This window comes from Candidatus Peregrinibacteria bacterium (assembly GCA_016699145.1).
In the GTDB taxonomy this organism is placed as follows: Bacteria; Patescibacteriota; Gracilibacteria; order UBA1369; family 2-02-FULL-48-14.
In genome coordinates, this window is record CP064962.1 from 1,201,799 (window position 1) to 1,226,883 (window position 25,085).

24 protein-coding genes and 1 tRNA gene are annotated in these 25,085 nt (G+C 45.8%); 15 read left to right on the forward strand and 10 right to left on the reverse strand.

Annotation, left to right across the window (positions count from 1 at the left end):
* Window positions 1-2 precede the first annotated feature (2 nt).
* The 6 genes from IPG41_06555 (at window position 3) to IPG41_06580 (ending at window position 5,473) form a co-directional block, all read left to right on the forward strand.
* Window positions 3-578 (forward strand): hypothetical protein, encoded by a 576-nt coding sequence (locus tag IPG41_06555; protein QQR54812.1) that lies wholly within the window; start codon window positions 3-5, stop codon window positions 576-578.
* Window positions 575-1,678 carry a hypothetical protein gene (locus IPG41_06560; protein ID QQR54813.1) on the forward strand — a complete coding sequence of 368 codons (1,104 nt, stop codon included), beginning with the start codon at window positions 575-577 and terminating at the stop codon, window positions 1,676-1,678. The genes IPG41_06555 and IPG41_06560 overlap by 4 nt, the downstream gene beginning before the upstream one ends.
* Window positions 1,679-1,900: 222 nt before the next feature.
* Window positions 1,901-2,275, forward strand: coding sequence for a hypothetical protein (locus tag IPG41_06565; protein QQR54814.1), 375 nt, complete (start codon window positions 1,901-1,903; stop codon window positions 2,273-2,275).
* 67 nt (window positions 2,276-2,342) lie between these two features.
* The gene (locus IPG41_06570) at window positions 2,343-2,948 is read left to right on the forward strand and encodes a hypothetical protein (protein QQR54815.1); all 606 of its coding nucleotides are present in this window, start codon (window positions 2,343-2,345) and stop codon (window positions 2,946-2,948) included.
* Complete coding sequence (locus tag IPG41_06575; protein ID QQR54816.1) at window positions 2,909-4,261, forward strand: DUF4173 domain-containing protein; 1,353 nt, start codon at window positions 2,909-2,911, stop codon at window positions 4,259-4,261. Before IPG41_06570 ends, IPG41_06575 begins: the two co-directional genes overlap by 40 nt.
* Window positions 4,262-4,288: 27 nt before the next feature.
* The gene (locus IPG41_06580; protein QQR54817.1) at window positions 4,289-5,473 is read left to right on the forward strand and encodes an S-layer homology domain-containing protein; all 1,185 of its coding nucleotides are present in this window, start codon (window positions 4,289-4,291) and stop codon (window positions 5,471-5,473) included.
* 18 nt (window positions 5,474-5,491) lie between these two features.
* On the opposite strand, the gene IPG41_06585 is transcribed toward IPG41_06580, so the two are convergent.
* The 5 genes from IPG41_06585 to IPG41_06605 all read right to left on the reverse strand — a co-directional run bounded on the left by IPG41_06585 (window position 5,492) and on the right by IPG41_06605 (window position 12,319).
* Window positions 5,492-7,555 carry an adenylate/guanylate cyclase domain-containing protein gene (locus tag IPG41_06585; GenBank protein ID QQR54818.1) on the reverse strand — a complete coding sequence of 688 codons (2,064 nt, stop codon included), beginning with the start codon at window positions 7,553-7,555 and terminating at the stop codon, window positions 5,492-5,494.
* Between the two features lie 59 nt (window positions 7,556-7,614).
* Entirely contained in the window at window positions 7,615-9,453 is a 1,839-nt protein-coding gene (locus IPG41_06590; GenBank protein QQR54819.1) for a PKD domain-containing protein, read from the reverse strand.
* An 80-nt stretch (window positions 9,454-9,533) separates the two neighbouring features.
* Complete coding sequence (locus tag IPG41_06595; GenBank protein ID QQR54820.1) at window positions 9,534-10,664, reverse strand: hypothetical protein; 1,131 nt, start codon at window positions 10,662-10,664, stop codon at window positions 9,534-9,536.
* Entirely contained in the window at window positions 10,657-11,682 is a 1,026-nt protein-coding gene (locus IPG41_06600) for a prepilin-type N-terminal cleavage/methylation domain-containing protein (GenBank protein ID QQR54821.1), read from the reverse strand. Before IPG41_06600 ends, IPG41_06595 begins: the two co-directional genes overlap by 8 nt.
* The gene (locus IPG41_06605; protein ID QQR54822.1) at window positions 11,672-12,319 is read right to left on the reverse strand and encodes a hypothetical protein; all 648 of its coding nucleotides are present in this window, start codon (window positions 12,317-12,319) and stop codon (window positions 11,672-11,674) included. The genes IPG41_06600 and IPG41_06605 overlap by 11 nt, the downstream gene beginning before the upstream one ends.
* A gap of 50 nt (window positions 12,320-12,369) precedes the next feature.
* Here IPG41_06605 and IPG41_06610 point away from each other — a divergent pair, with 50 nt between their 5' ends.
* Window positions 12,370-12,897 (forward strand): prepilin-type N-terminal cleavage/methylation domain-containing protein, encoded by a 528-nt coding sequence (locus IPG41_06610; protein QQR54823.1) that lies wholly within the window; start codon window positions 12,370-12,372, stop codon window positions 12,895-12,897.
* Here IPG41_06610 and IPG41_06615 read toward each other — a convergent pair whose 3' ends face one another.
* From IPG41_06615 to IPG41_06625, 3 genes are all read right to left on the reverse strand, one after another.
* Window positions 12,898-15,294, reverse strand: a complete 2,397-nt coding sequence (locus tag IPG41_06615) for a leucine--tRNA ligase (GenBank protein QQR55669.1) — start codon at window positions 15,292-15,294, stop codon at window positions 12,898-12,900. It abuts the gene before it with no gap.
* Between the two features lie 55 nt (window positions 15,295-15,349).
* Window positions 15,350-16,300, reverse strand: coding sequence for a CapA family protein (locus IPG41_06620; protein ID QQR54824.1), 951 nt, complete (start codon window positions 16,298-16,300; stop codon window positions 15,350-15,352).
* A 107-nt stretch (window positions 16,301-16,407) separates the two neighbouring features.
* Window positions 16,408-16,605, reverse strand: a complete 198-nt coding sequence (locus tag IPG41_06625; GenBank protein ID QQR54825.1) for a hypothetical protein — start codon at window positions 16,603-16,605, stop codon at window positions 16,408-16,410.
* 121 nt (window positions 16,606-16,726) lie between these two features.
* On the opposite strand from IPG41_06625, the gene IPG41_06630 reads away from it, so the two are divergent.
* Together IPG41_06630 and IPG41_06635 are read left to right on the forward strand one after the other, a co-directional pair.
* Entirely contained in the window at window positions 16,727-17,131 is a 405-nt protein-coding gene (locus tag IPG41_06630) for a cyclic nucleotide-binding domain-containing protein (protein QQR54826.1), read from the forward strand.
* An 8-nt stretch (window positions 17,132-17,139) separates the two neighbouring features.
* On the forward strand, window positions 17,140-17,724 hold the full coding sequence (locus IPG41_06635) for a DUF3307 domain-containing protein (protein ID QQR54827.1): 585 nt from the start codon (window positions 17,140-17,142) through the stop codon (window positions 17,722-17,724).
* On the opposite strand, the gene IPG41_06640 is transcribed toward IPG41_06635, so the two are convergent.
* A complete protein-coding gene (locus tag IPG41_06640; GenBank protein QQR54828.1) occupies window positions 17,692-18,654 on the reverse strand; it encodes a hypothetical protein in 963 nt (320 codons plus the stop codon). The genes IPG41_06635 and IPG41_06640 overlap by 33 nt on opposite strands.
* Window positions 18,655-18,709: 55 nt before the next feature.
* Between IPG41_06640 and IPG41_06645 the strand changes: the two genes are divergently transcribed.
* The 3 genes from IPG41_06645 (at window position 18,710) to pnp (ending at window position 22,400) form a co-directional block, all read left to right on the forward strand.
* The gene (locus IPG41_06645; protein QQR54829.1) at window positions 18,710-19,636 is read left to right on the forward strand and encodes a magnesium transporter CorA family protein; all 927 of its coding nucleotides are present in this window, start codon (window positions 18,710-18,712) and stop codon (window positions 19,634-19,636) included.
* 58 nt (window positions 19,637-19,694) lie between these two features.
* Window positions 19,695-19,958: a 30S ribosomal protein S15 gene (gene rpsO, locus IPG41_06650; protein ID QQR54830.1), complete on the forward strand. Its 264-nt coding sequence runs from the start codon at window positions 19,695-19,697 to the stop codon at window positions 19,956-19,958.
* A gap of 231 nt (window positions 19,959-20,189) precedes the next feature.
* Window positions 20,190-22,400 carry a polyribonucleotide nucleotidyltransferase gene (gene pnp / locus IPG41_06655; GenBank protein QQR54831.1) on the forward strand — a complete coding sequence of 737 codons (2,211 nt, stop codon included), beginning with the start codon at window positions 20,190-20,192 and terminating at the stop codon, window positions 22,398-22,400.
* Here the strand turns inward: pnp and IPG41_06660 are convergent.
* Window positions 22,397-22,678, reverse strand: coding sequence for a hypothetical protein (locus tag IPG41_06660; GenBank protein ID QQR54832.1), 282 nt, complete (start codon window positions 22,676-22,678; stop codon window positions 22,397-22,399). The two genes, pnp and IPG41_06660, sit on opposite strands and share 4 nt — an antisense overlap.
* Window positions 22,679-22,812: 134 nt before the next feature.
* On the opposite strand from IPG41_06660, the gene IPG41_06665 reads away from it, so the two are divergent.
* From IPG41_06665 to IPG41_06675, 3 genes are all read left to right on the forward strand, one after another.
* A tRNA-Gly gene (locus tag IPG41_06665) sits at window positions 22,813-22,887 on the forward strand.
* Window positions 22,888-22,978: 91 nt separating this feature from the next.
* Window positions 22,979-23,656: a response regulator transcription factor gene (locus tag IPG41_06670; protein QQR54833.1), complete on the forward strand. Its 678-nt coding sequence runs from the start codon at window positions 22,979-22,981 to the stop codon at window positions 23,654-23,656.
* A gap of 17 nt (window positions 23,657-23,673) precedes the next feature.
* Window positions 23,674-25,083, forward strand: coding sequence for an aminotransferase class I/II-fold pyridoxal phosphate-dependent enzyme (locus IPG41_06675; protein QQR54834.1), 1,410 nt, complete (start codon window positions 23,674-23,676; stop codon window positions 25,081-25,083).
* Window positions 25,084-25,085 lie beyond the last annotated feature (2 nt).

Genomic DNA, 25,085 nt, shown 5'->3' on the forward strand with positions numbered 1-25,085 from the left:
CAATGAACAAGCAAGAAAAAATCCTCTCACTTATTATAGCGATAGGCTGTATATTCCCCATTTTTGTCGCTAGATTTTTAGTAAAAATTTTTTCTGGAACACAGGAAGCTTTAGTGACTTACCTCACTGTACTCTTGGTATATACGGTATTTACCGGAGCAGTCTTAATCATCGGAATACATCCTAATTTGATTGAACCAGAACAGTTCACTAAGGTGAAAAATAAAAAAATCTTAAAAAGCGTCGGAATTGCTCTAAGAACATTCTTCGTTTTTTTTGGTCTTGCTTGTACAGTCTTTCTTTTGACACCTCTTTACAAAGACATAGGCTACCTTTTTGATTCAGATAAAAAAGAAATGATTGTTGGAATGATAACTTATGACAAAGTCAGTAGAGGGGCATTTTTATTTCGTGATGAGCAAATTAAAATAGACGATCAAGAAAAACTAAGAGCTTATTTTTTGGAAGATTTTTTTGATGTAGGTGAAATTTACAAAATTGAATACTTACCTAACTCAAGGTTGATTTTAACTTATACAAAGGTAGCTGAATACAATCACATTTTTTCTAATGAATGATAAAATCTATTTTTAAATCTGAAAAAAGAATAGAAAATCACCACTCAATAAGTTCGGGAGAGGTGATTGCTGTATCTCTGCTATTCAGCGCATTAGGCATCCTTACGCCTATTCAATATTTTCACAACATTTCCTTGGTCATACTTAGTGTATCCGCAGTAGATGGCGTTATAAACAAACGATGGACGACATTGTTAAAATATGGAGCTATTTTCTCTATAAATATGGTGATTTTGATTTTGTATCAACAATTGAGTAGAGGGCTAATGATCTCTTATGCCGTCATATTATTATTGGGCATCACGATTTTTTTTGTATACAAAAAAAAGAATAAAATTCCAGTCAAGAAAACCAACTTAAAAACAAACTTAGTTCAACTTTGTTTGACACTGTTATTCGTCTCATTCGCCAGCCTTTTCTCATATATTATGTTTTCCTTATATTTTAATCTACTAAAAACTGAAGAACTTGTGTTCCATCCCTATGCGGTATTTTTACTCCTACTCCCAACATTTTCTCTGGGTATATTTTTATGTAGTCAGATGCTTTTACTGCCGTTTGAACCCTTTACCACTTTAAGTAAAATATTCGACTTTTCCTTGGAAGGTAAATCTGAAAATAATCTAATAAGAGGAGAGCGATTGAAACAAGACAGGATACTAATGAAAAAATTATTAGTAATAGCAATTTTTATCAATATAGTAAGTATTTTTTTAGCCAATGACGAGTATTACCATTTCACAGAAGATAAAATCAAAATAAATCCGATTTGGAATTTAAAAGAAACGGTATACGACTGGAATGAAGTTGAAAAAGGAGAAGTGAGCGTATCGCACAAAACATCTAAGACAGGAGAAATAACTACGATTATCCCTATTCTCAAAGTATATGTTCATGATGATATTTTTACATTTCAATATGACCCTCTTTTGAATTTTGACGGTGCTGATGATTTCTTAGGATTAATCTCTTTAATGCAAGCTAAGAATATTGAAATAGATTACATCCCCATACCTGAAAACCTTCAAGTTGCTTTGCAAAAGAACACGGGGAAAAGGGCTGATCTAACTATGCAGTTATATTCAACGCAGATTAAATAAAATTAGATAGATGCTAAATGAATAAAAATAACCTTATGAAACACGACGCATTGCAATTTCTTAGCCTTGTAAGAAAAAAAGTCCTAGGATACGGAATTCTTTTAATAACTGTAGTTTACATTATAGCTTTATGTTTAGGCTGGAAAGATTTTTCAAGTGCGAGTGTCTTCTATATTACTTTGGGTTTAATCATGTTTTTTTTAAGCACATAATCACCCACCCATGCCTTCCAAAAACCTCCAAAAACATATTGAAAACTATGATTCGATAAAACCTTTGCAATCTTACAGAGGAATCGCAGTCACCCTGTTGATTGTGTTTGGGGGAATGAACTGCTTATCTGCCTTAACAAGTGGGGCCTCTACACAATTTATTTACAATTTGCTCGGGCTCGTCATTTTAAGTCCAATTTTCTATTCGATTTATAAAGGCAAAAAGTGGGCAATGATTTTGATGATTGTTTTGCTGGGCTTAAATCAACTCTTAATCCTGATCAACGGTAGTTATTCAGGCATTGCGATGGCCATTGCAGTTATTTTCTTCCTTTCTCAGGCCATAACCGTCGAAAATAATAGGAAAACAAAAGAAAAAATCTAAACGCCGAAAGCTTTTATCACTTCCCATTCCTGCTATACTCACAAACGAATAATTCCACACTCCAACCATGTTCACTATCAATCTCCTATTTCAAATCCTATTGGTTCTATCGCTGGGTCTCGCAGCAATCTTCTTTTGTTTTTCATTGGCTTTGGGTTTAGACGCCAAACCTAAAGAGAAAAAGGATCTAGTTTCCAATAAAGTCCTCTTTTATGCCCTAATTCTAGGTCTAGCTTACAATGTCTTTTTGTTCCATCTACCCACTGCTTTGCATGGATCTTGGTATGGCATAGGGCTGGGCCTCTTTGGAGTCTTGTTTTTTACTTTTCTGTATCAGATTTTACCTGCTCACAAAAAAAGATTTTTCACTTTCAGCTTAGCAGCTTTAGGGGCCTTAGCAGGATTAGCCACGGCCTTTCGAGCGAACGACTTTCTCATTGAGTTCAACAATCTTGCTATCGAAATCGCCTTCCTACTTTTGCTCCTTGAACTGGCTTTTGAACACATCCACTGGAAGGGAATTTGGATCATAAAAAACATTCCTGTTTTTGTACAAAGTTTTTCAGTCATTCTCTTGAATTATCTGAAGCAGCGTCTCACCTCAAAAAAAATCCCAACAGTCGATTCTTGGTCATGGTTCGAAGTTCCCTTCTGGCACTGGTGGTTTTGCTGATTTTTGGAAGACTGCTCATCGAAGCCGATCCGATTTTTGCCCAAAGTTTGGATGGATTTAAGGGCACCTTTTTGAACCGCAGCATCATCACCCTTCTTTTGATGGCGGCTTTTGTTTTTCTCACAACCATTAAAGTCAAAGAGAGCAAGGATGAAGCAGGTCCCCTGAAGGCGCTGCATTTTTTTGATTTTGCCCTTCCAGCCTTAGTGCTTGAAATCCTTTTCTTGGGATTCATTTTCATTCAAGCCAAATACCTTTTTGGTGCAAATGAAAGCATTGTTAACTTTGACATAACTTACTCAGATTACGTTCGTAAAGGCTTCATAGAGCTCTTAGTAACGTCTCTCTTGGGCGCACTCTTAAGTTATGGAATGACCTTAAAATCTCACGCGCTTGAACTTAAAAAACACGTCAATGCCTTAAAAGGTCTCAATCTTTTCCTCATCTTAGAACTCTTTGTCATTTTAGCTTCAGCCCTACAAAGAGACCTCATCTACATGGACGTCTATGGTCTAACACGCATCCGTTTTATTGGACTCTTCCTATTGGCTTGGATCGCAGGTTTGCTCTTCGCCATGGGCATCTTCAGCATATGGAAGCGCTTCACTGAGCATCGACTGTTCACAAGCTTATTCCTGCTTTCATTTCTAGGTTTCTTCGCCCTCAATATGGTGAACATAGACGGGTGGATTGCTCAAGCCAGCAAAAATAAAGATTATTTCTACATCAACCATCTTTCTACAGATGCAGCCAATGCCTGGGAAGACTCTCTCGAACACGCTCAGTCCACATTGTCTCCTTTTATTTCAAACACAAGCTTAACAGATGAAGAGAAGCAAACCATTGTAGATACGCAAATTTCTTTATTAACTTTGCAAGAAAAAGTCACCAACTTAGAGGGAAAATACGCTCCAGACACGCTCTCTTCATGGACCGCATGGAACGCCAGCGAATGGAAAGCTTTTCAAAAAATCAATGAAAAACCGCAGCTTTATCACGAACAATTGAGCTGTCTGCTCACCCAAGTCGATCAAATTCAATTGAATACCTTTTCAGATTTTAAACCTCAAAGGAATAAGCGATTCTATGAATATGAATACCCCCTCACCAAAATTGAATATCCTGAAATCCGAGAGGACGATTACGATTTATCAGGAGTGACGAGACGTTTGTTTAATGTATCTAGCATGGCAGAAGAAGTGCAGGCGAGCTACAATACCCTAGCCTTGAGCAATCAAGAAATTCAGAAAGATGAACATGGCCTCATCCAAAAACTAAAGGACACTTTCAGTTCCACCCCCTGTCTCCAATAACTTTTACCCCTTCATCCTTTTCATTCCATGAAAAACTTACTCGTCTTACTCTTCACTCTCACACTGCTGCCGGTGCCCCTGAGTTCCGCGCAAGCCGGGGACACTCTCGAAAACCAAGACATCCGCGATTATTTGATTTTCCCTGAAGGCAGCTGGTGGGAATACGAAAGTACCACTCAAGATCTGGTCAACGAAACCTCTGTAACAGAGAGCGCCGTCGTCACTCAGGAAGCATGTGAAGGGCAAGAAGACTGCTTCATCCTCGCATCTGGCGAACAAAGCTATCGCATTCAAATCGAAGAAAACATCGCCTATTACATGGAAATATCCGGCCAAGAACCTTCAGTAAACTACACCTATTTCAGCTTAGAACCTTTTTCTGAAGAGGTTGCTACAGAAGATTATGCCCTTTTGAACGTGGAGGGTGCGGATGCAGGAGCCACCGTCAGTTGTGAATCGGACTTCGATCCCGTCTATCGTTATGAAAACAGGACCTACAATGCCATCCAGCACAACTGTATGTTTCTAGCCACCGTGGACGAAATGAGGATGCGAGTGATGACCAGCGACCTTCTTTTACAGGGTCTAGGAACAGTCGCCTCAACCGTCAGCGTATACATTGGCTCTGTACAATTCAGCGAAAGCATAACCACCTTAGTGGACAGCAATCTCATTGTGGAAGAATCCCCTTTCAGCGATGTGGCTCTCACCGACACCAATTACCCCGCCATTGAATACCTTTACAACGAGGGCATTTTCAGCGGTTACCCCGATGGCAGCTTCCGACCCGACAACACAGTCAACCGCGCCGAACTGCTCAAAATTCTTGTGGAGGGCTTGGGCGTCACCCCGGATGAAATCACCTATCGAAATTGTTTCTCAGACGTAGAGACCGATTGGTACGCCAAATACGTGTGTTATGCGAAAGAAGCCGGCTGGGTGGAAGGTTACCCTGATGGCAGTTTCAAACCCGCCGATCCCGTGAATAAAGTCGAAGCACTCAAAATGCTGCTCCTTTCTCAAGAAGTGGACTTAAACGAAACCTACAATCTTTACTATTATGACGTGGCCACAACCGATTGGTTCATGCCTTACGTGCAAACCGCCGGTGACTTGGGCCTCTTGGAAGAGAACGGCACCTACTTCCATCCCGATTCCGACAAAGATCGCAAAGGCATCGCCGAAAACCTCTACCGCCTGCTGACTTTATAAAGGCCAGCCCGTCTATAGCTACTTGCTTTCAAATCTCCAAACACCGTCCCACCCTGTGAGGGCGGTGTTTTTGAGCATGTCCAAACGTCCCAATAAAGTTTTGGAAGGCCCATCGTTGGGCAGCATAGACAGCACGGCTTTGAAACCTTTTTCAGCCTCCGTCCAAGCCCCTTTACGATACGCCGCCAAAGCCCTGTCCCACTCCACCAGCACTTTCTGACCCTCTTCACTGGCCCCCTGCAAAGTGCCCAATAGTTCATAAATGTGGATCGCCTTATCCTTGCCTTTCAAACACACGGCATCCACTTCACGGAAAAGGAACTCTCCCTTAGCCGTTTCATAAGTGCCTTGAGTCACCAAAATGCGTGTGGAATAAAATTTATTCGCCCCTTCCAAACGGGAGGCCGTGTTCACGGTGTCGCCCATGGCCGTGTAGTCGAAGCGATTTTCGCTACCCATGTTGCCCACAATCGCATCTCCACTCGCCAGCCCAATGCGTATATTCAATGGATATCCCGTGGAGGCATTCAACTCATTCATTTTTTCACGGATCGCAAGCGCCGTCGCACACGCTTTCACGGCATGATCCAAATTGGGCACGGGGGCTCCAAACAGCGCCATGATGGCATCTCCCTCAAACTTATCCACCATCCCTCCCACATTCATGATGACTTTCGACAGCGCATCGAAATAGGTATTGATCACCCCAACCACGGCCTGCGGCTCCAGCCCTTCGCTGAGGTGAGTGAAGTTCTCAATGTCCAAAAACAGAGCCGTAATCGCGCGCCGTTCACCCCCGAGCTTCAGCATGTCCGGCTGATTCCCAATCTGTTCCACCAACTCAGGGGACACATAACGCCCAAAAGCCTCTTTCAAACGCCGCCTCTCCGCAAACTCCGTAAAGTTTCGATAAAGGAGGATGGAGATATATCCAGCGACCAATGCAAACACCGGCCAAATTAAATTGATGATGACTCCATGGTCAAAACGCCACTGTGCATAAAATGGAAAGGCAAACAATTCAAGCGCCAAAAAACACGCAGACCATAGAAGAGGAGAATGCATGAAAATCAAACAGGAAACCGTCAAAATCAACGCGAGGACCAGAGCAAAATCCAAACCACTTTGGGGAGTTAAAAAAGCTTCATCTAAAATGGTTTGTATGGCATTTGCATGGATTTCAATACCCGGCATGGGTCGGGTAGGATCAATGGGCGTATATTTATTATCTTGAAATTCAGAAGCCGTCGGACCAATCAAGACAATTTTTCCAGAAAAAACAGAAGGGTCCACGGTGCCATTCAATACATCCACAATAGAAACAGTTGGATAAGAGCCAGTCACACCCGCATAATTGATCAGCATCTCACCTTCACTAAGCGGGATATCAAGAGGTTGCCTCAAATGTTCCTGGGCAAGCTGTAAATCCATGTGAGGTTCAATTGTGCCATTCACACTGAGGTAGGCGGGAATGCCATAGACACTTTGAACGTTTGTTTCAGATGAAATATTAAGATTTGCAAAACCAGTTTTGAGGAACGAGCCAAATAAAACAGTAGGATCGGATTGCTCTCGATAGTCAAAACTCTCTCCTGTAAAGGAGGAAAAATGAGTGGCAAACTTAATGAAATAAATGTTATCCCATTTTTCTAAAACAGAAGAAAGGAGCGCATCATAAGGATGCTCCTCATTTAAGTAAGCTAAAATTTGATTGGTAAAATCTATAGCTTTAGGATACTGAGTGGCGGCTGTATAAATTTCTTCAGAACTCACTCCATTGGCTGGACCATCAAACAGCCAGTCCAACATGATCAAGGAAGGGGAGCCTCCTTCAATGTATTCAATGGTTTCAGCAAAATAAGTCCGTTTTTTATCTGACTTAAAATCAATGGATGTACTCTCAATTAAAGTCCCATCAAGGGCAACAATCACAATTTCATCCGATATTGTGCGCTCCTTATAAAGAGTGTTGCTCAGGCGAAGTTGCAAGGAATGAAAGCCGGGCCTCAGTAAAACACTCAAGAAGAGTAGAATGGCGCCAATGCCTAGAGCTAAACCCGATTTCAAGAAAGTATTTCGCACAAAAACAAGATATCAATCTTATAATTATACCAGGAAACCTAACTTTTTGCGAGCCACTACTAGCTGTTTTCCTCTTTTCGTCTTGAAGCCAGTGCGAGCAGACCTAAACCAACTCCATACCAGGCAACCCCGTCTGTAGTGGTAGCACATCCACAATGCCCTCCATCATCACCGCCTATTCCTGTATCATCTTCACCTGTATCATCTGGTTGACGAGTATCATCTTCAATATCCGAAAACCAATGGTTACCAGATTCCGAGATGCGTAAATCAATCTCATGGTCTGCGTTGCCAGGCCAAATTTGAGTGCTGACCGCTCTTACAGGATCACCCGATCTAAACACCAATTCCGTCAACTGCTCAAGGTTTTCAGTGTCGGCATAAGGCCCATAACTGGAATCCCCGTTTGGAGGAGGAGCCCAATCCGTACCTCCTAACAAAATATCACTATGAGTTTCAGGTCCTGTAAAGAAATTCACACGACTGGGTTCAGAATGGACAGTTAAGGCGACACCTTCCACACTTACCCCATCCCCAGCGTTAGGTAGAACGATCTCTCCATTCTCGTTGACATAAGCAGTAGTGCCATGCATCACTGCAGATCCTGCTTCTGGGTTCGCAGGATTCTCATAAATCACAGTACCTTCCGGAAGGGCGGTTCCCTCAGGGAGTGCGCTGGCAGAAAAATCAGCTTGGAATGCTCCTTCTTGAGAAACATTATTTCCACTGGAGTCCACGACTTCAACGGTAACTTGATGAGACCCTGCTTCACTTGGATTGAAAGAAATAGAAGCACCTTCCAAATTTTCAGAATCTCCACTGGGCATTACGATAGTCCAACGATAAGTAAGATCTTCACCAAGTTCTTCATCGTCCATTCCTTGTGCAGTCAGTGTTATATCCGCTCCAACGGCAACATTTAAAGATCCCAATGGCTGACCATTCACTTCAATTGAGTTGATGCTTGGTGCATCTTCTACACAGTTATTATCCACTCCATCTTCTGCAGTAACAGTATTCCCAGGGAAACGACTGGCATCCTCATCGTCACAATCTTCTTCTACTGGGGAGCCATCTCCGTCGTTATCGTTAGGAGAAGTGGTTTCCTGACTGCTCACAATGTCATAACTTGTGCCATTGTTTTTAGCGTAATATAAGATGCCAGTGCGTTGATCAAAATAAGGTGAACGGGCCTCAGAATCAATCATCTGTTCACAACTGGCACTATCTACAACCCACACTTCACAACCCGTTAATCCCGAGGTGTCGCACCCTCTCACAAAAAATACCCTGCCGTTGGTCGAATCTGAACCAGGTTCTTTTGCATCATGAGCCAAGATATTGCCAGAAGAATCAGTAATATCAAAATGACTCTGGCCGGAATGATAAGGAGAGAAAACAAAATCACTACTGATCTGATCATAGGCGACCCCTCCCATGTAATCGGGGGAGGTGGGATAGGCGAGAGAAGAAGAACCTGAAGACCAATCTCCACTGGTGTCTACGCCCGAATAAATATCAGCCGAACCAACGGACATGAAGTAGACCTGAGAAGCATTGACAAACTGTACTCCATAAGGATTTGCAGGCATCCCAGTCAAATTCACTGGAGAAGAAACACTTGCACCATCGGGCATGTACCTTTGCCCGAAGACCGTTCCATCAGTAGAACTAAACATCAGCCCATTCTCACTCTTGGAAGGCCAGGCTTCATGTAGAGTCGAAGAATCAGCACCTGCCACAGTAGTGGCAGGATTAAAAGTATAGCCACAATCCACCGCCTTAGCTTGACCTGAAAAAGCTCCAATGGCAGTTGCTAAAGCAAGAGCACCAGCATTGCTTTTCAATGAAGAAAAAGCACCAGGCTTCGAAGCATTTAATGAATCCACTCGTTTCATACCATTCTAGGGGACAGAAGTTAAACACTACATAATCATAATACAAAGTTTTTCAAAAAAGTCAACCCAATGACGCCTCTTCAGTTTGACAAACTATAGCTGCCACTACCCTCACCTGTTGTAGATCTAAAAAGTAAAAAAGTGTCATAGTAAAGGCTGACGCTTCCTTGAGCATAACCTTCACCCACTACAAAAGACCAAGCATTGGCAAGAGCCTCCCCACTGTCCACTTCCAATTGCCATTCTAGATAAGGAATAGAAGCCAAGGTGTTTAATTCTTCAAGCGGATGTACAAGCTCCAGCTGCAAGTACAAATAGCGTAAATTGGGCAAAAGAGTGACGCTTTCAATCTCTGTGGTAGAAGTGCTTTGTAAAACGAGATCATCGTTGTTGATTTTCTCTTCATAAATTTCTGTATTTGAAGGACTTGTTGGCCGGCAATCGGAGAAACCACATCGACCCAGTGTATCATCAGTCATTAAGTGAACAGGATTCCCATCCATATCTTCGCCAATCAACTCCCAGGCAACAATATTGTCTCCACCTAGAGGCCCACTGAGATTTGTTTCATCCAGCTCAAACCTCACACACCCGCTCTCTAAAGAGCCATCCTCGCAAGGGGTGCGGATGCGCAGATTCCAGCCGGTGAAGCCGGCCAGGTCGGCAGGCAGCACGGGGTTGCCGTTTTCGTCGGTGTCAAAGAGGGGAATGATGGTGCTTTCTCCATAAGACAACTTGTTCCAGTGGCAAGGGTGATCCACATCGATCGATAAAGCGTCGATGACTTCACCATCGCTCGGATCAATGTAATCCAGCACGGAACACTCCTCAGAATTGCCCGCCGTGCCCGTGCCAAAAAGAGGAGTATAAAAATAATCGCCATAGCCCCTCTGCTTGGCTAAAACTCTAAAATTCCCCCACGAATCACAGCTCGTCGTTCCATCCGCATTCCCACAAAAAGCTTCAGATTCAGTGGATTCGTAACCCGGACTGTAATCATTCACTCCATCTCCATCGGGGTCTTGAATCGCCAAAATGGCCGCTTCTGCTGCCGATTGCGCCGCCAAATACGCCTGCGAACTGCTGCCCAAATCGTTGTACAATTGCAGTTTTTCATTGGTGTTTTGAATCGCCGAGCCCGCAACGATCATCATCACCGTCATCACGAGAAAGGCAAAAACCAAAGAATAAGCGGAACGAGTATCATTCATAAGAAACAACTTTAGAATACACGCCTGTGCTGAACGTGCGTTGAATAAGAATAGAAGGCACTTCCCCCAAAATGCCCGAGCTGTAAGCCTCGCTGAGCGCCACTTCGAGTGTGACCGTGACCTGGGGTTGCACCTGAGCATCTTCCTCTGCAAAAGCCCGATAAGGATCTTCAGAAGGAGCCGCCAAGACGCTGAAATTGAGCACACTCAAATTGGAAGAGGTGAGGGGCGCAAAATCATCGGCATCAGGAACAGCCTGGCCGTTCACTCCAAGATCCTCACACACATAATTCTCGGCACAAGTCCAAGTGTCTTCAAGGCCGTTGTTGTCACTGTCCGTGCCCCTCATCACCAGGCGTGAAAGCCCATATTCTGTAGTGGAACCCTCCAAGAGTTCTCTCACATACAAAATGCGTTCATCCCCTGTGTTGTTCACCAAAAAAAGTTCCTCCGTAAAAGGGATACCCAGCCCCCGACAAAAAAGAGCTCCGAGGCCATTGTTCCCTCGACAAAAAGCATTCATCGCAACGGGATCGGCACTGTAGCCAAACGCTTCGATTCCAGGGAAGGGATGCACCCCAGTATCCTCATCCCCTTCGGCATAAATGGGAATTTCACCGGGACAATCCTCAGGATGCAAACCGCCGTCGGCACAATTGGCTCCATAATACGAAGGCACGCCACTGTAAGGTCCGGCCAATTGACCCCCCGTGCCCGGATGGAAAAAACTTTGGGCATAAGCTCCATACTCAGGGCTGTCCCAGCCGGCATCGCCCGCCACTTCCCGAGAATAATAAAGTTCATAATCCAAAGTGCTGTGCTCCAAATCACGAGCGATTTTATCCATGAGGGCTTGAGCTTCGGTGTACAGATAAACCTGTGCTTGAATTTTTCGAGCCGAACGCAAACCATTCACAAGCAAAGTCAAAGTGACCACGGCAATCACGGCGAACAAAGTGAGGGTGATGAGCACTTCCACTAGGGTAAAAGCACGAAAAGCAGAGCGTTTAATAAACATGAGAAATGAGGCGGGTCAAAGAGACATTTTGGGTGATTTCGGCTAAAGACCATTCCACAGTCACGGTCGCTTCAAAGCAGGTGTCCTCAGGGCAAAGATCATTGCCAGCACTGTCCAAGGGGTCATAGTCAATGGAGATGAGCCGTTTGAAAGCATTGGCATCCACACTGCTAAAACCCGAAACCGAGCTGTTGTGTCGGTCGCTGTAAAGGGGAACGGTGGTGCCGGTGCTGTCGGTGTACTCAAACAAATCCATAAACCCGTCGGTATCGGTCACGGCCAGTTGCATGTTCCAGCGGTACAAAGGCGCATTGCTGAAATTTTGAATCAGATAATATTCTTCTCCATCGGTGATGGCGGTGGCCGTGGCGCAATCGCTCGAAAGCGTGAGGCCCAGTTTATTCCAACAGGTGTCGGCATCGCTGGCAAAGAGCAAATAATTGCTGTCTCGAATGTTTTTCACGGCATCCAAGCCTTCCAGGGCCAATTCCAGGGCCACCAACTTCTCACCGATCACATAATTTCCCCTCAAAGCGGTACGAAGCATAGAAAGAGCCGCCGCGCTCGATAAAACGATCACTGTAATGGCGATCAAAGTTTCTATTATCGATTCTGCGGAGCGGGAACGCAGGGTCATGCATCCATCTTAAAGATGCTCACAAAAAAAATCCATGCTAGAATTGAAGCATGCACGCCCCCTCCTACAAAAAACCCGCCTTCACTTTTATAGAACTGGTCATCGTCATTCTCATCATGTCGGTTTTGGCGGTGACTTTGGCCTTGGCGTATCAACGAGTGCAACTCAAAGTGCGTTACGACGCCCACGTGAACACCATCACCGACTTTTTTCAGCGCGCACGCAGTTATTCACTTTCCACGCTCATGGTGAATGGGGCTGAACCCACGCAGTATTACCTTTTGGAGGTGTTTGAAGACGGGATCAACATTGTGGCCCACAGCGAAAATCTTTCGCAAGTTTTGGACAGCTATACTTTCGACGAAGACATTCGCTTTCAAAGGGAACTGGAAATTTATTATTTTCCACCATCTGGGGAGCTGTGTTTAGGCATGAGTCATTGCTACGATCCCAATTACACCGGGACCCCTTCCACGGAGCAATCCAGCATACTTTCAGACGCTTCACAGACTTATTCCACCGAATTTTCCATCACTCAAACAGGAGGCTTTATTGAAATCACACCTTTTGTGCCGTGATCAAAGCACAAAGCCAACGATCTTGCCCGGCACGAAAATCTCTTTTTTAACTTCGCCCGTGAGGTATTTGGCCACATTGGCTTCTGCGCGAGCGGCAGCGAGCGCTTCTTCTTTGCTCGTTTCAAGAGGGAGTTCAATCGTGGCGCGCAATTTTCCATTCACTTGCACCGCGTAAGTTGCCGTGTCATTCACCAAAAATTCGGGCTTGGCCTTGGGCCAGCTTTCATTGAACACACTGCTCGTGTGACCCAGCATTTCCCACACTTCTTCTGCAAGATGCGGAGCCAAAGGGGCCAGCAAGCGCACAACCAGCTCTTTTTGCCCTTTGTTGAGCGGCGTCTGAATCATCGCGTTTGTGAGTTCCATCATCGCAGCCACCGCAATGTTGAAGCTCATTTTTTCCATAGCGTCCCCGGCGCGAGCCAAAGTTTGGTGCACGATTTTATCCATGCCCTCCCCGCTGCCTTCCACTTGCATGGCACGGTGAAAACGATCCACAAAACGCGCCACACCCGTAATGCCACGGTCGCTCCAATCGCCGCCTTCCGTGAAGGGGCCCATGAACATCAAGTACATGCGGAACACATCACTGCCATACTTCGCCACAAACTCATCCGGACTCACTACGTTGCCCTTGGATTTGCTCATCTTCGCCCCATCTTTGGTGATCATGCCTTGATGCACCAAGCGCTTGAATGGCTCCTTGGCCTCCACGAACCCCAAGTCGTGCATCACACGGTGGACGAACCGCGCATACAAAAGGTGCATACACGCGTGTTCCGGCCCTCCGATGTACATGTCCACCGGCATCCACGTGTTTGCACGAGTCTTGCTCCAGGGTTCATTTTCATTCTTGGCATCCGGGTAACGCAAAAAGTACCAACTGCTGCACACAAAAGTGTCCATCGTGTCCACTTCTCGCTTTCCTGCTCCACCACACGAAGGGCATTTCACATTCACAAACTCCGCATTCGTTGCCAGCGGGGAAGTGCCTTTGGGCACATAATCCTCCACATGCGGATGAGCCACCGGCAAATCTTTTTCGGGCACCGCCACTTCGCCACATTTTTCACAGTACACAATGGGAATCGGAGCGCCCCAATAGCGCTGGCGTGAGATCAACCAATCGCGCAGTCGAAGTTGCACCACTTTCTTCCCCCAGCCTTCGCGTTCCATCTGTTCAGTCATGAGTTTCAGCGCTTCTTTGCTTTGCATACCGGTGTAAGGCCCACTGTTCACCATAATGCCGTGCCCATGCAAACTTTCCTTCCATTCGGCCACATTGTCTTCATAAGCTTCGCCTTCTTTCGCCACAATCACCTGTGGAGCCGTCAGCCCCATCGCCTTGGCAAAACCAAAATCACGCTCGTCATGAGCAGGGGTTCCCATCAGAGCACCGCTTCCATAAACCAGCACAAAATCCGCCACATAAATGGGCATTTCCATCCCGGTCATCGGATTGATAGCGTACTTACCCGTAAACACACCGGTCTTAGTCTTATCCCCCATTTGGCGATCGAGTTCACTCTTCTTTTTAGTCTCGTTCACATAGGCTTCCACAGCTGCACGTTGCTCCTGTGAAACGTAGTCCATGAGGTGAGCATGTTCGGGCGCAATCGCCACAAAATTCGTTCCATAAATCGTGTCGAAACGCGTCGTGAAAATGCGAATTGTTTCGCCCCCTCCACCCTTGATACGGAATTCCGCTTCATTCCCTTCACTCTTTCCAATCCAATGCCTTTGCATCGCGATGGTTTTTTCAGGCCACTCCAGCCCTTCGTAGTCGAGGAGTTGATCCGCGTACTTGGTGATGGCAAAGAACCATTGACGCAAATTCTTCTGCACCACTTGGGTCTTACAACGTTCGCAGTGACCGCCATCCACCTGTTCATTCGCGAGCACCGTCATACAGCTGGGGCACCAATTCACCGGCGCTTCCTTACGGTAGGCGAGCCCTTGTTTATAAAGCTGTAAAAAGATCCATTGACTCCATTTGTAATACTCCGGCGAGCTCGTTTCTAGATTGAGATTCAGATCATACATGCCTCCAATCGCGGCAATTTGCTCCTTCATCTTGTCGATGTTTTTGCGCGTCGTTTCAGCGGGATGCACCCCCGTTTTGATGGCATAATTTTCTGCCGGCAAGCCAAAAGAATCGAAGCCCATCGGTTGGAAGACTTCATAACCCTTCATGCGCATGAGGCGGCCCCATGTGTCCACCGGCGCGTAATTGTACCAATGTCCAATGTGCAGCTTGTCGCCACTGGGGTAGGGGAACATGGTCACGTTGTAGTACTTCGGCTTCTCAGGCGCATCCATCTTCGCTTCATAAAGCCCCTGCTCTTTCCAGCGGGACTGCCATTTTGCTTCGATTTCAGGTAAAAATAAGTCGGCCATAAGTGCAGGAATCATAGCGTCTTCCCAGCGCCCAAATCAATATTAAAGAAGAATTTCAATGGATGGGAAGCTCGTAATAAAAACCCAGATGATCCTCTCCGTCGCTGAGCTCAGCCAAATCTTCACGTTCAGAGAGTTCTTCAAATTCCTCTTCTTTTATAAAGCGCGTTCGGTAATCAGTGACCAAATTGTCACATAAAATAGGGTAGAGACGCAGACTCAAGCCATCCTCTGTTTGAATGAGACGAGCCACGGCGCTGTAGGGAGCTGCATCCAACTTTTGATAACGCCCAGGAGCCTTAAAAATAAAGTTGCCCAGACCATAAACAATCCACTTGCCCTCGTAGATTTCCACTTCCTGTAAAAGATGAGCCCCGTGGCCCAAAATCAAATCCGCTCCGGCATCAATAAACAAATGAGCCCACGTCTCCTGTTTAGAGTCCTTCATCGCATAATTCTCACCCCAGTGGGGAAAAACCACAATAAAAGCCTCAGGATGTTCTGCTCGAAAGGAACGTACGGCCTCTAAACTCGCTTCCTGGGTGATCGAATACACGCCTGGAGTGTTCTCACTCGCATAAAAACCGATGCGTTCATGGCTCAAAACATCTTCGTAGCCGCCAAACACCGTAAGGTTCAAAAGCTCGGTTTCAAAAGGCTGAGCTGCTTCTGCTTGATTTGCACCGGCACCAAACACTTGAAAATCTTGCTTCAAGACAGTGAGTGTTTCTTCCAGGCCAGGCCAAGCAAAATCCATAGAATGATTGTTTCCTAAGCTGAAAACGTCGAAGCCATAGTCTCGAAAAGCTTCGCTAGCTGCTTCAGGTTCCGACCAGTGAACATAAGACTTTTCTCCTTCGTAGGGAGACTCCTCCAAGGAAGTCAGCGGGGTCTCTAAGTTAGCAATAGTCAAATCGGACGTTTCAAATAAATCTGAAAACTGATCCATTGCATAGCGATCGTCCAAATCCACCGCGTAACTTTCTCCAAAGTGCGTGTCACCCAAAAAAAGAACCGAGGCTAGGGCCTCAGAGTTTTTGGGAATTTCAGGGGAGCCACAAGCGCTCAAACTGAGAAAACAAAGAAGGAAAAAAGCTTTAAATCGCACACCATTCAGTGTGCCGCATCCGTCGGAGTGCTGTAAAGCATATCGGCATGTACGCTGCCTTTAGCCTGTTCCAAAAGGGAACTTTCACTGGTCAAATTATCACTTCCAAACACCAGCACGCCCACCGAAAGAGTGAGCAAAAAGAGAGTGCTGGCTACAATCATCATCTTGGTGCGTTGAGTGAGGGCTTTGAAGGCATCCATGGCGTTTATTGGGGTTAAATCAGTAAATCGTGTTATTATGACATTTTTGTATTAAATTGTCAATACGCTCCTTGCGACCAATCTTAAAATCTGATATAATAACAAGATTAATTTGCCCTCCATGAATCTCATTCTAAACATTCTGAAGACCATCCCGCTTTTTGGGGCCCTCACTGAAGAAGAGCACCTGTCCATCATCAATCACATCACGCTTCAATACTTCCCGGCCCACTATAAACTCTTTGAAAAAGGAGTTTTAGGCAACGCCATGTACATCCTCAAATCTGGCATGGTTCGCATCTACAACGAAGAAGGCGAGCTGGCCAATTTGGGCGAAGGAGATTTTTTTGGAGAAATGGCCCTGATTGAAGATCAACCTCGCATGGCTGCTGCCGAAACCCTTTCAGATTGTGAAATTTTTGTTCTCAATAAAGAAGATTTCGCATCCCTCATGCAAAACAGCCCCGAAACCGCCAAAAAGGTTCAGGAGGCTTACCTAGACCGCAAACAAAAAGACTCTAAATAAACGATCCCATGCCCGCTGTGCTTTTCGAAATGCTCCTCGCTCACTTTCTAGGGGATTTTGTCTTCCAATCCAACGACCTCATTGTGCGCAAATACCGAAGCTGGACGGGCACTTTTGAACACGTCTGCATCATTTCTTTTTTCACGGTGCTTTTTTTGTTCCCTTATTGGCACTATCACGAGACCTGGCGAGCGGCCAGTCTCATCTTTGTGACGCATTTTTTTCAAGACATTCTTAAAATAAAATACGACATTCATTTCAACGCAAAACGCAAAAGCACCTTGCCCTTTTTTATGGATCAATTTTTGCACATTGGCCTCATTGTTTACCTCACCACTCTATTCAGTGGATTGGAAGCGTCAGCCATGCCCATCTGGCTCCACAACCTATATTTTTCCCAATTGCTCACGCTTTATCTTCTGGGACTCGTAGGGTTTTCCTTCGTCTACGACCTCACGGCTTTTCAATTCCTTCGACAAAAAAGTGAAGCACCCCTCACTTACACGCCCAACTACAAAGGCATGCGAAACCGTCTGCTCTGGTTCAGTGTGGCTTATGTTTTATTCCTCTTGGTGAACGGCAGCCTCGTGTAGATCGATTCCTCCTTGATCCTCTTTGGTCAGATCCAAGAAGGTGAACGTCCAAACGCCCGTAGCGAACACATGAAAAGTCGCCAAAAAATAAGAGGCAAAATACAGGGCCACCAGAGCCAAAAGTCCACCCACGGCAGCCAAAACGGCAGAAGTGGTCAAGCTGGTGAATAAAAAGAAAGGACCCAAAATCAACAAAGGCACCAATAGGGCCACCGCCACATTCAACGCCAGACGAATCACAATGATGCTCATGAGCAGCAGCATGAACAAAGTGTGATGCCATTGTCGCACCACAAGTCCACTGCTTTTAAGCATACTCGAAACCACGCCTTCTTTATCGATGACCAAATAATACTCCGCATAAGTGAAGAGCAGAGTCACCAAAAGCCCAATCACAATGGCGAGTAAAAAAAACCAACCCACAAAAGCAAAAATGCCCGGCCCCGCATTGCGGTAAACAAAGGCTGCTTCACCCGCAAGCCCAACCACGCTGAACGTGCGCAAAACCAGATGATATTCAAAGAGTTGTAAAAAACGTGTGAAGCCAAAAGTGATGCCCTGCACGGTGCTGACTTCCTGCCCGGCTCTTTTATGAGCCAAAATTTGAATCAGCGCCCCTTGAGCAAACACTGGCACCATCAAATAACACAGCGCAAACAGGGCCAAAATCACCAAGGCAAAAACCGTAAAACTGGTATGACTGCTCAGGCCATCCCGCAGTACATTAAAAAGAAAATTCAAAGCATGTTTGTCCTCAGGAATGCCTGGATGAACATAGGGTGAAGTCCAAAAAGCCGCGAATTGATAACTGAAATAGCCAACACTAAAAAGCGCCCCTAAAAGTGCCGGTACAAAGCCATACATCCAAATGAGTTTCTTATTTTCTTGAGTGAGAGCCCAGGCTTCACTAATAATGGCGCGATACTTCATGCGGGCACTTTACCAGTACGATTGCCTAGGATCAAACTCCGCGTATAATCCAGCCATGATAGCACCTATTATCCGCAAAATTCAATCTGGAAAGCTAAGCTGGATCGATGTCGAAGAACCCGATTTAAAGACCTTGCAAGAATTGCAAGAAGAACATGGGTTCCATGAACTCGACGTTGAGGACTGTCTATCGGACAATCAAAGATCCAAAGTGGATGAATACGAAGATTATTTGTTTGTGATCTTGCATCTGCCTTATTTAGACAAGCGAAAAGACACGGTGAAATCAGGGGAAGTAGACGTCTTCATTAAAAACAATGTGCTCATCACGGTGCATTGGGGGGCTTTAAAGCCGGTTACAGATCTGTTTGAAGAATGTGAACGCAAAGAGGCCAGCCGCAAAAAATACATGGGCCTTTCCACCGGTTATTTGCTCTACGAATTGTTGGATCAACTTTTCACCAGTGTTTTTCCTGTTTTGGCTTCCATTGAAAACGACGTTGGACGCCTGGAAAAAGACGCCTTTTCTGATTCAATGGAAAGAGACATGCTGCGCGACATTCTCTTTGTAAAGAAAAACATCATCACTTCGCGCCGTGTGATTTTGCCTCTGCGAACAGTAGTGGGACAGATTGAGCATAAAAATAAAAAATTCCTGCCCGACACCCTCGATGTCTACTTTGACGACATCATGGACAAGGTGGAAAAAATTTGGAGCAGTTTAGAAAACCTCCAAGAGCTGATCGAATCCTTGCAAGACACCAACGAATCCATCATCGCTCACACCTCCAATCGAGTGGTCAAAACTCTGACAGTCTTTTCGGTGGTCATGCTGCCGCTCAACTTGCTCGCCAGCATGTACGGCATGAACATCAACCTTCCTTTTGCCGAACATGAACACATGTTCTTTTTTTTAGGACTGGGCATGTTTTTAGTGCTGGGAGCTCTTTTGGTCATTTTTAAGATCAAACGTTGGATTTAGTCTTGCCTTTTTAAGCGGTCTCCCGTAAAATGCCTCCGCTTTACTCACGTTTACTCTCATGAAACACGACGAGAAGAAAAAAGTTTTCAAGAAATTCGGAAAACACGATAAAGATACAGGTTCAGCTCAAGTGCAAGTGGCCCTTCTGACCACCCGTATCAATCAACTCACCGAGCACTTGAAAGCGCATAAGAACGACACCCATTCCCGTCAAGGGCTCCTCAAGATGGTGGGCAAACGCCGCCGTCACCTGACTTACCTTGCCAGCAAGAACAAGGAAGACTACGAGAAAGTCATCGGTGAATTGGAACTTCGTAAGTAATTGAGCAGGGGCCTTCTGGGCCCTTGTCTTTTTTTCCGGGCTTTGCTCGGAAAGGCAGAGCCAAAGCTCTGTCAGCCCCGGTCAATATTCGGGACGAGATCACAAGACATCTCCACCTCACGGTCGACACGCACGAAAGTGCTAATCAGAGAACGAGACATCTTGAAACCTCCTCCTGAGTGACCAAGGGCAGCGTGAAAAGCGCATCCACCCTTTAATCACTTTATACACATGGATAAGAAAACCGTTAAAGCGGACCTTGCCGGCCGCAACTTAAGCTTAGAAACAGGCAAATTCGCGCTCCAAGCCGATGGAGCCGTCACCATTCAATATGGTGAAAGCATTGTGCTTTGCAGCGCGATGATGTCCGAAAAAGGCAAGGAAGGAGCCGATTTCTTCCCGATGACCATCGATTACCAAGAGCGTTTCTTCGCTGCCGGTAAAATCAAAGGATCTCGTTTCATGAAGCGCGATGGACGCGCCACCGACGAAGCCGTTTTGAAGGCTCGTCAAATCGACCGTCCCATCCGCCCTATGTTCCCCAAAGGGATAACCAATGAAGTCCAAGGAATCGCGATGGTGCTCTCCGCCGATCTCGAAAACGAATGTGGCGTTTTGGCCCTCACCGGTATGTCCGCTGCCATGATGGTGGCTGGTTTGCCTTTCGCAGGTCCTCTCGCCGGAGTTCGCATCGGAATGAAGGACGGACAATTCATCGTCTTCCCAAGTATTGAACAAACGACCACTGGAGACCTCGACCTCGTTGTCGCAGGAACCCTAGACGCCATCACGATGGTGGAAGCCGGAGCCAACGAAGTGACCGAAGACAAGATGCTCGAAGCTCTCGAGCTCGCTCACTCTGTGATCAAGCAAATCTGCCAACTTCAAATCGATCTCGTAGCTCAAGTGAAGCCTGTCGCTCGCACCTACGACTACGCCAAGCCTTCGGATGAAATCCTCGCCCTCGTGGCAGGAGTGGTTTCTGCCGAAGAACTCGACAGTGTTCGTGGAGTAGGAAAGGCAGCCATCAAGAATGCCGTACACGTTTTGCAAGACAAGGTGGTCACCCACTTTGCCGCTGAAATCGAAGCTGAAACGCAAAGCGCTGGCGCTCTCAAAGAAGCCCTTCAAAAGCTCATCGACGAAAACCTCCGTAAGAATATTCTTGAAAAAGATCTTCGTATCGACGGTCGTACCCTCGACGAAGTTCGTCCCATCGCGTGTGAAGTGGGCATCATCCCAAGAACACACGGATCCGGACTCTTCCAACGTGGAGAAACTCAAGTGCTCACCTTGACCACCCTTGGTGCTCCGGGCGACGCTCAGATCCTCGACAGCATGGAAATGGACATCGAAAAGCGTTACATCCACTACTACGACTTTCCACCTTTCTCTACGGGAGACTTGAAGCCTCAACGTGGACCTTCTCGCCGAGAAATCGGACACGGAGCTCTCGCGGAGCGCGCTCTCAAGCCGATGATCCCTGCCAAGGAAGATTTCCCTTACACCATCATGGTCGTATCCGAAACGCTGACCTGTAATGGATCCAGCTCCATGGGATCCGTCTGTGGATCAACGCTGTCCTTGATGGACGCTGGAGTACCGCTCAAGAAGCCGGTTTCCGCTGTGGCCATGGGACTCGTATGCAGCAAGGAATTCAAAGAGACCGGAACGGGAACCTACAAGATTTTGACTGACATCCAGTCCTTCGAAGACTTCGCAGGGGACATGGACTTCAAAGTCGCCGGAACCAACGACGGGATCACCGCTCTTCAAATGGACATCAAGGTGAAGGGAATCACCACCGCCATGATGAAAGAAGCGATGGCCAAAGGAAAAGTGGCTCGTGACTCTATTATGAAGGACATGCTCTCTGTCTTGCCTGAACCTCGCAAAGAGCTCAGCAAGTACGCCCCCATCATCACTAAGATTCAAATCAACCCTGATTACATCCGCGATGTGATTGGTAAAGGAGGAGAAACCATCCAAAAAATCACCGCTGAATGTGGGGTAGAAATGGACATTGAACAAACCGGTCTCGTCATCATCACTGCTCCCAACAAGGAAGCGTCTGACAAGGCTGAAAAATGGGTCCGCTCCATTGTTTACGAACCCACCGTGGGTGAAGAATTCGACGGAACCGTGGTGTCCATCATGGACTTCGGAGCCTTCGTGGAATTCGTTCCCGGCAAAGACGGTCTCGTGCACATCAGCATGCTCCGCCCTTGGCGCGTGAATAAAGTTTCCGATGTGGTACAACTTGGCGACAAGGTTCACGTCAAATTGGTGAAGATTGATGAGCAAGGTCGTTTCAACCTCTCTATGAAGGAGTTTTATAAGGATGAAAACCCTCAAGGACCCGCTCCGATGCCAGGCGCCCCCATGGGTGGACCTGCCCCCAAACCCGGGCAGCTCGATACGAGTATTGACGGAGGTTTCTAGAGCCCAAGTTCGTATAAATCTTTAAGCCGAGGGCCAGGCAAGGGTGCGTGGCCCTTTTGCTTACGTTCCATCTCCTTTTTTCCCAGCCAGTGATTGAACATGATAGCCAAATCCTGATCACCAATACAAAAACCCACTCCCCGTTGGCTTACAAAAGCTTTCAAAAAGACCTTAATAAGAGGACTGAGGCCGATGCCAAATTGCCCTTCACATTTTTCTTTAGCCTGATGGTAAAGATCTGGGTTCATCCGGACGGTCAGTTGGATTTGCTTGTTCATGGGAAGGGGTAAAGTGCACTCACAGAATATACAGCAAAAAGACAGCAAATTTGAGAGTGACTTTTTCATGGACCCAAAAAAGGCTTGCCTCTTGATTCCACTCCAACTTTTGATACACTCTTTCCGCAACAACTGCAGGTATCGTATAGCGGCTATTATGCCACCTTGCCAAGGTGGAGATGCGGGTTCGACTCCCGCTACTTGCTCCAAAAGAGCTTTGATCATCACAACGTGGTGGGCAAAGCAGCTTTACTGGATGCAAAAATCCTTTTAGAATGAAAGTATCGCTTGAGAAATTTTATGAAAATCCTACTTGTCGAAGATGAAAAACAAATCGCAGACTTTATTGTAGACGTTCTGACGAAAGAAGGTCATTCTACAACAGTTTCAGATTCCATCGATGCGGTTCTTAAAAACAAGTGGGCCTCTCATCATGACGTGATTGTACTGGACCTCATGCTGGCAGAGGGAAAACGGGGCGAAGAATTGGTGAGAGCCTTACGTAAAAATAAAACGACCATCCCAATCTTGGTTTTGAGTGCCTTGGGACAAATTTCCTCCAAAGTGGAGCTGATCAATATGGGTGCGGACGATTACATGACCAAACCCTTCGATGTCCAAGAATTTTTAGCTCGACTCAACGCTCTGTATCGCCGTCACTTGGAAAAACAGTCGAATGCGCTCGCTACTTATGGAGACATCCGCTTCCATTGGAAACAAGGCAAAGTGATCCGTGCGGGCCACGAAATTCAACTCACCAAAAAAGAATCGGACTTGCTTCAATTTTTACTGGAACGCAAAGGGGAAGTGGTGTCATTTGAAAACATTTTAATGCGAGTGTGGCGAGCCAAAGTGGGCTATCATTCCAATGTGGTGCAAGCCGTGGTCCGCCGCCTGCGTAAAAAACTGGACACCGGCTTCAAGCATGAATTAATCCACAACGCTCATGGCGTGGGCTATATACTAAAGATAGAATAACCATTAATATAAATCCTATGGAAGATCCTCATCATGGCGATCTAGATGAAGATATAATACCAACAGCTTTTGAAGCACGAGCTCGGGAGTCTATTGTTGAATACAATAAACGTGTAGAAGGAAATTTGAGGTATAAATTCCTTTCACCTCCAGGTTCATACCGATACAAATTTGACGACAACGATTACATAGGTTTTAGACTCAAAAGACGTGAAATTCGTCGCAAACTTCTACAGTTAAATCAAGAGGATGATGAATCACAATCGCCCTTATTTAAACCAGATGCAACCATTGAAGGCGAAATAGCAAAATACATGGGTTTTAAAAGAGGCATCCCTGTTGTAAATGGAACAGCTGCAAATCGTTTAGTGATCGATCACTTGTTTCAATTGGCCTGTGGAAAGGACAAATTCGGTAAGATCCAATCTGATCCTGCTGCCTTATATGTCGTGGCTCCACGTGAAATACACACCTCTTTGAGACACCCTCTGAATTTGCTGGGTGTAAACATTCATAACATCGGTGACCATAACAATTTCCAAAGGATAAGACGAACTTTGGAAGAAACTCCAACAGAAAAAAAATTCAGGGTGCTTATTTTGGAAGCCATTTATAGCGGTAGAGGTTTGACGTATACAGAGGAAGAAATGCAAGAAATGAAAGGAATTCTCATCTTGGCAAAAGAGAAAGGATTTTGTGTGGTGGTTGACATGTCCCACGATGCTTTTCTTTTAGGTACCAACCTATTTCACAAACATGGGCTCACACAATATATCGACATCGCTACCATCAGCGGTTCAAAGGCAAAAGGAGGAGGACATGCACTTCTCCTTTTAAATGATAATGACAAAACCTTACGTGAATCTTTTTCAGGCGACCCTTCTTATGTTTTTTCTTCCGCTCCAGATAGAGAGGAGTCCATGATCGACGAAGAACTTCTCGGCTTTCATAGTCTACATGGTGAAGCCCGAGGGAAAGTGGCCCTAGCTACAGCCAATGACTTAGCCCGGGTACTGAATGAAAGGAACTTATCCACATCTTGGGCACCCAGCCCCTCAGTAACAGTAACTTCGTCCATCGTTTTTTTACCAATAGGGTCACCTTCATCAGCCTTTTTTGCTAGAGATGTCCTAGCAAAGCTGGGTATTAAAGTAGCTGTATTCATTCCACCAGGAGTACCTGGCGTAGTGAGCGGCTTAAGATTTTCAGCTTCCTATTCAGAAGACCCTGCTTCTAGTGTAGATGCTGTAGCTAATGCAGTTGAAACAGTCATTGATTGTGTGGGGAAAAACATCCAACTTGCACTCCAGTATTCTGACCCCAAAGAAAGGGTGTTAGATAGAAAACTATATGAAGCAATCCTTTCTAGGGGCATACCGATGCCTAAGCCCTTACGAATTCAAGGTGGAGTTGTATATTTCCATTAAAA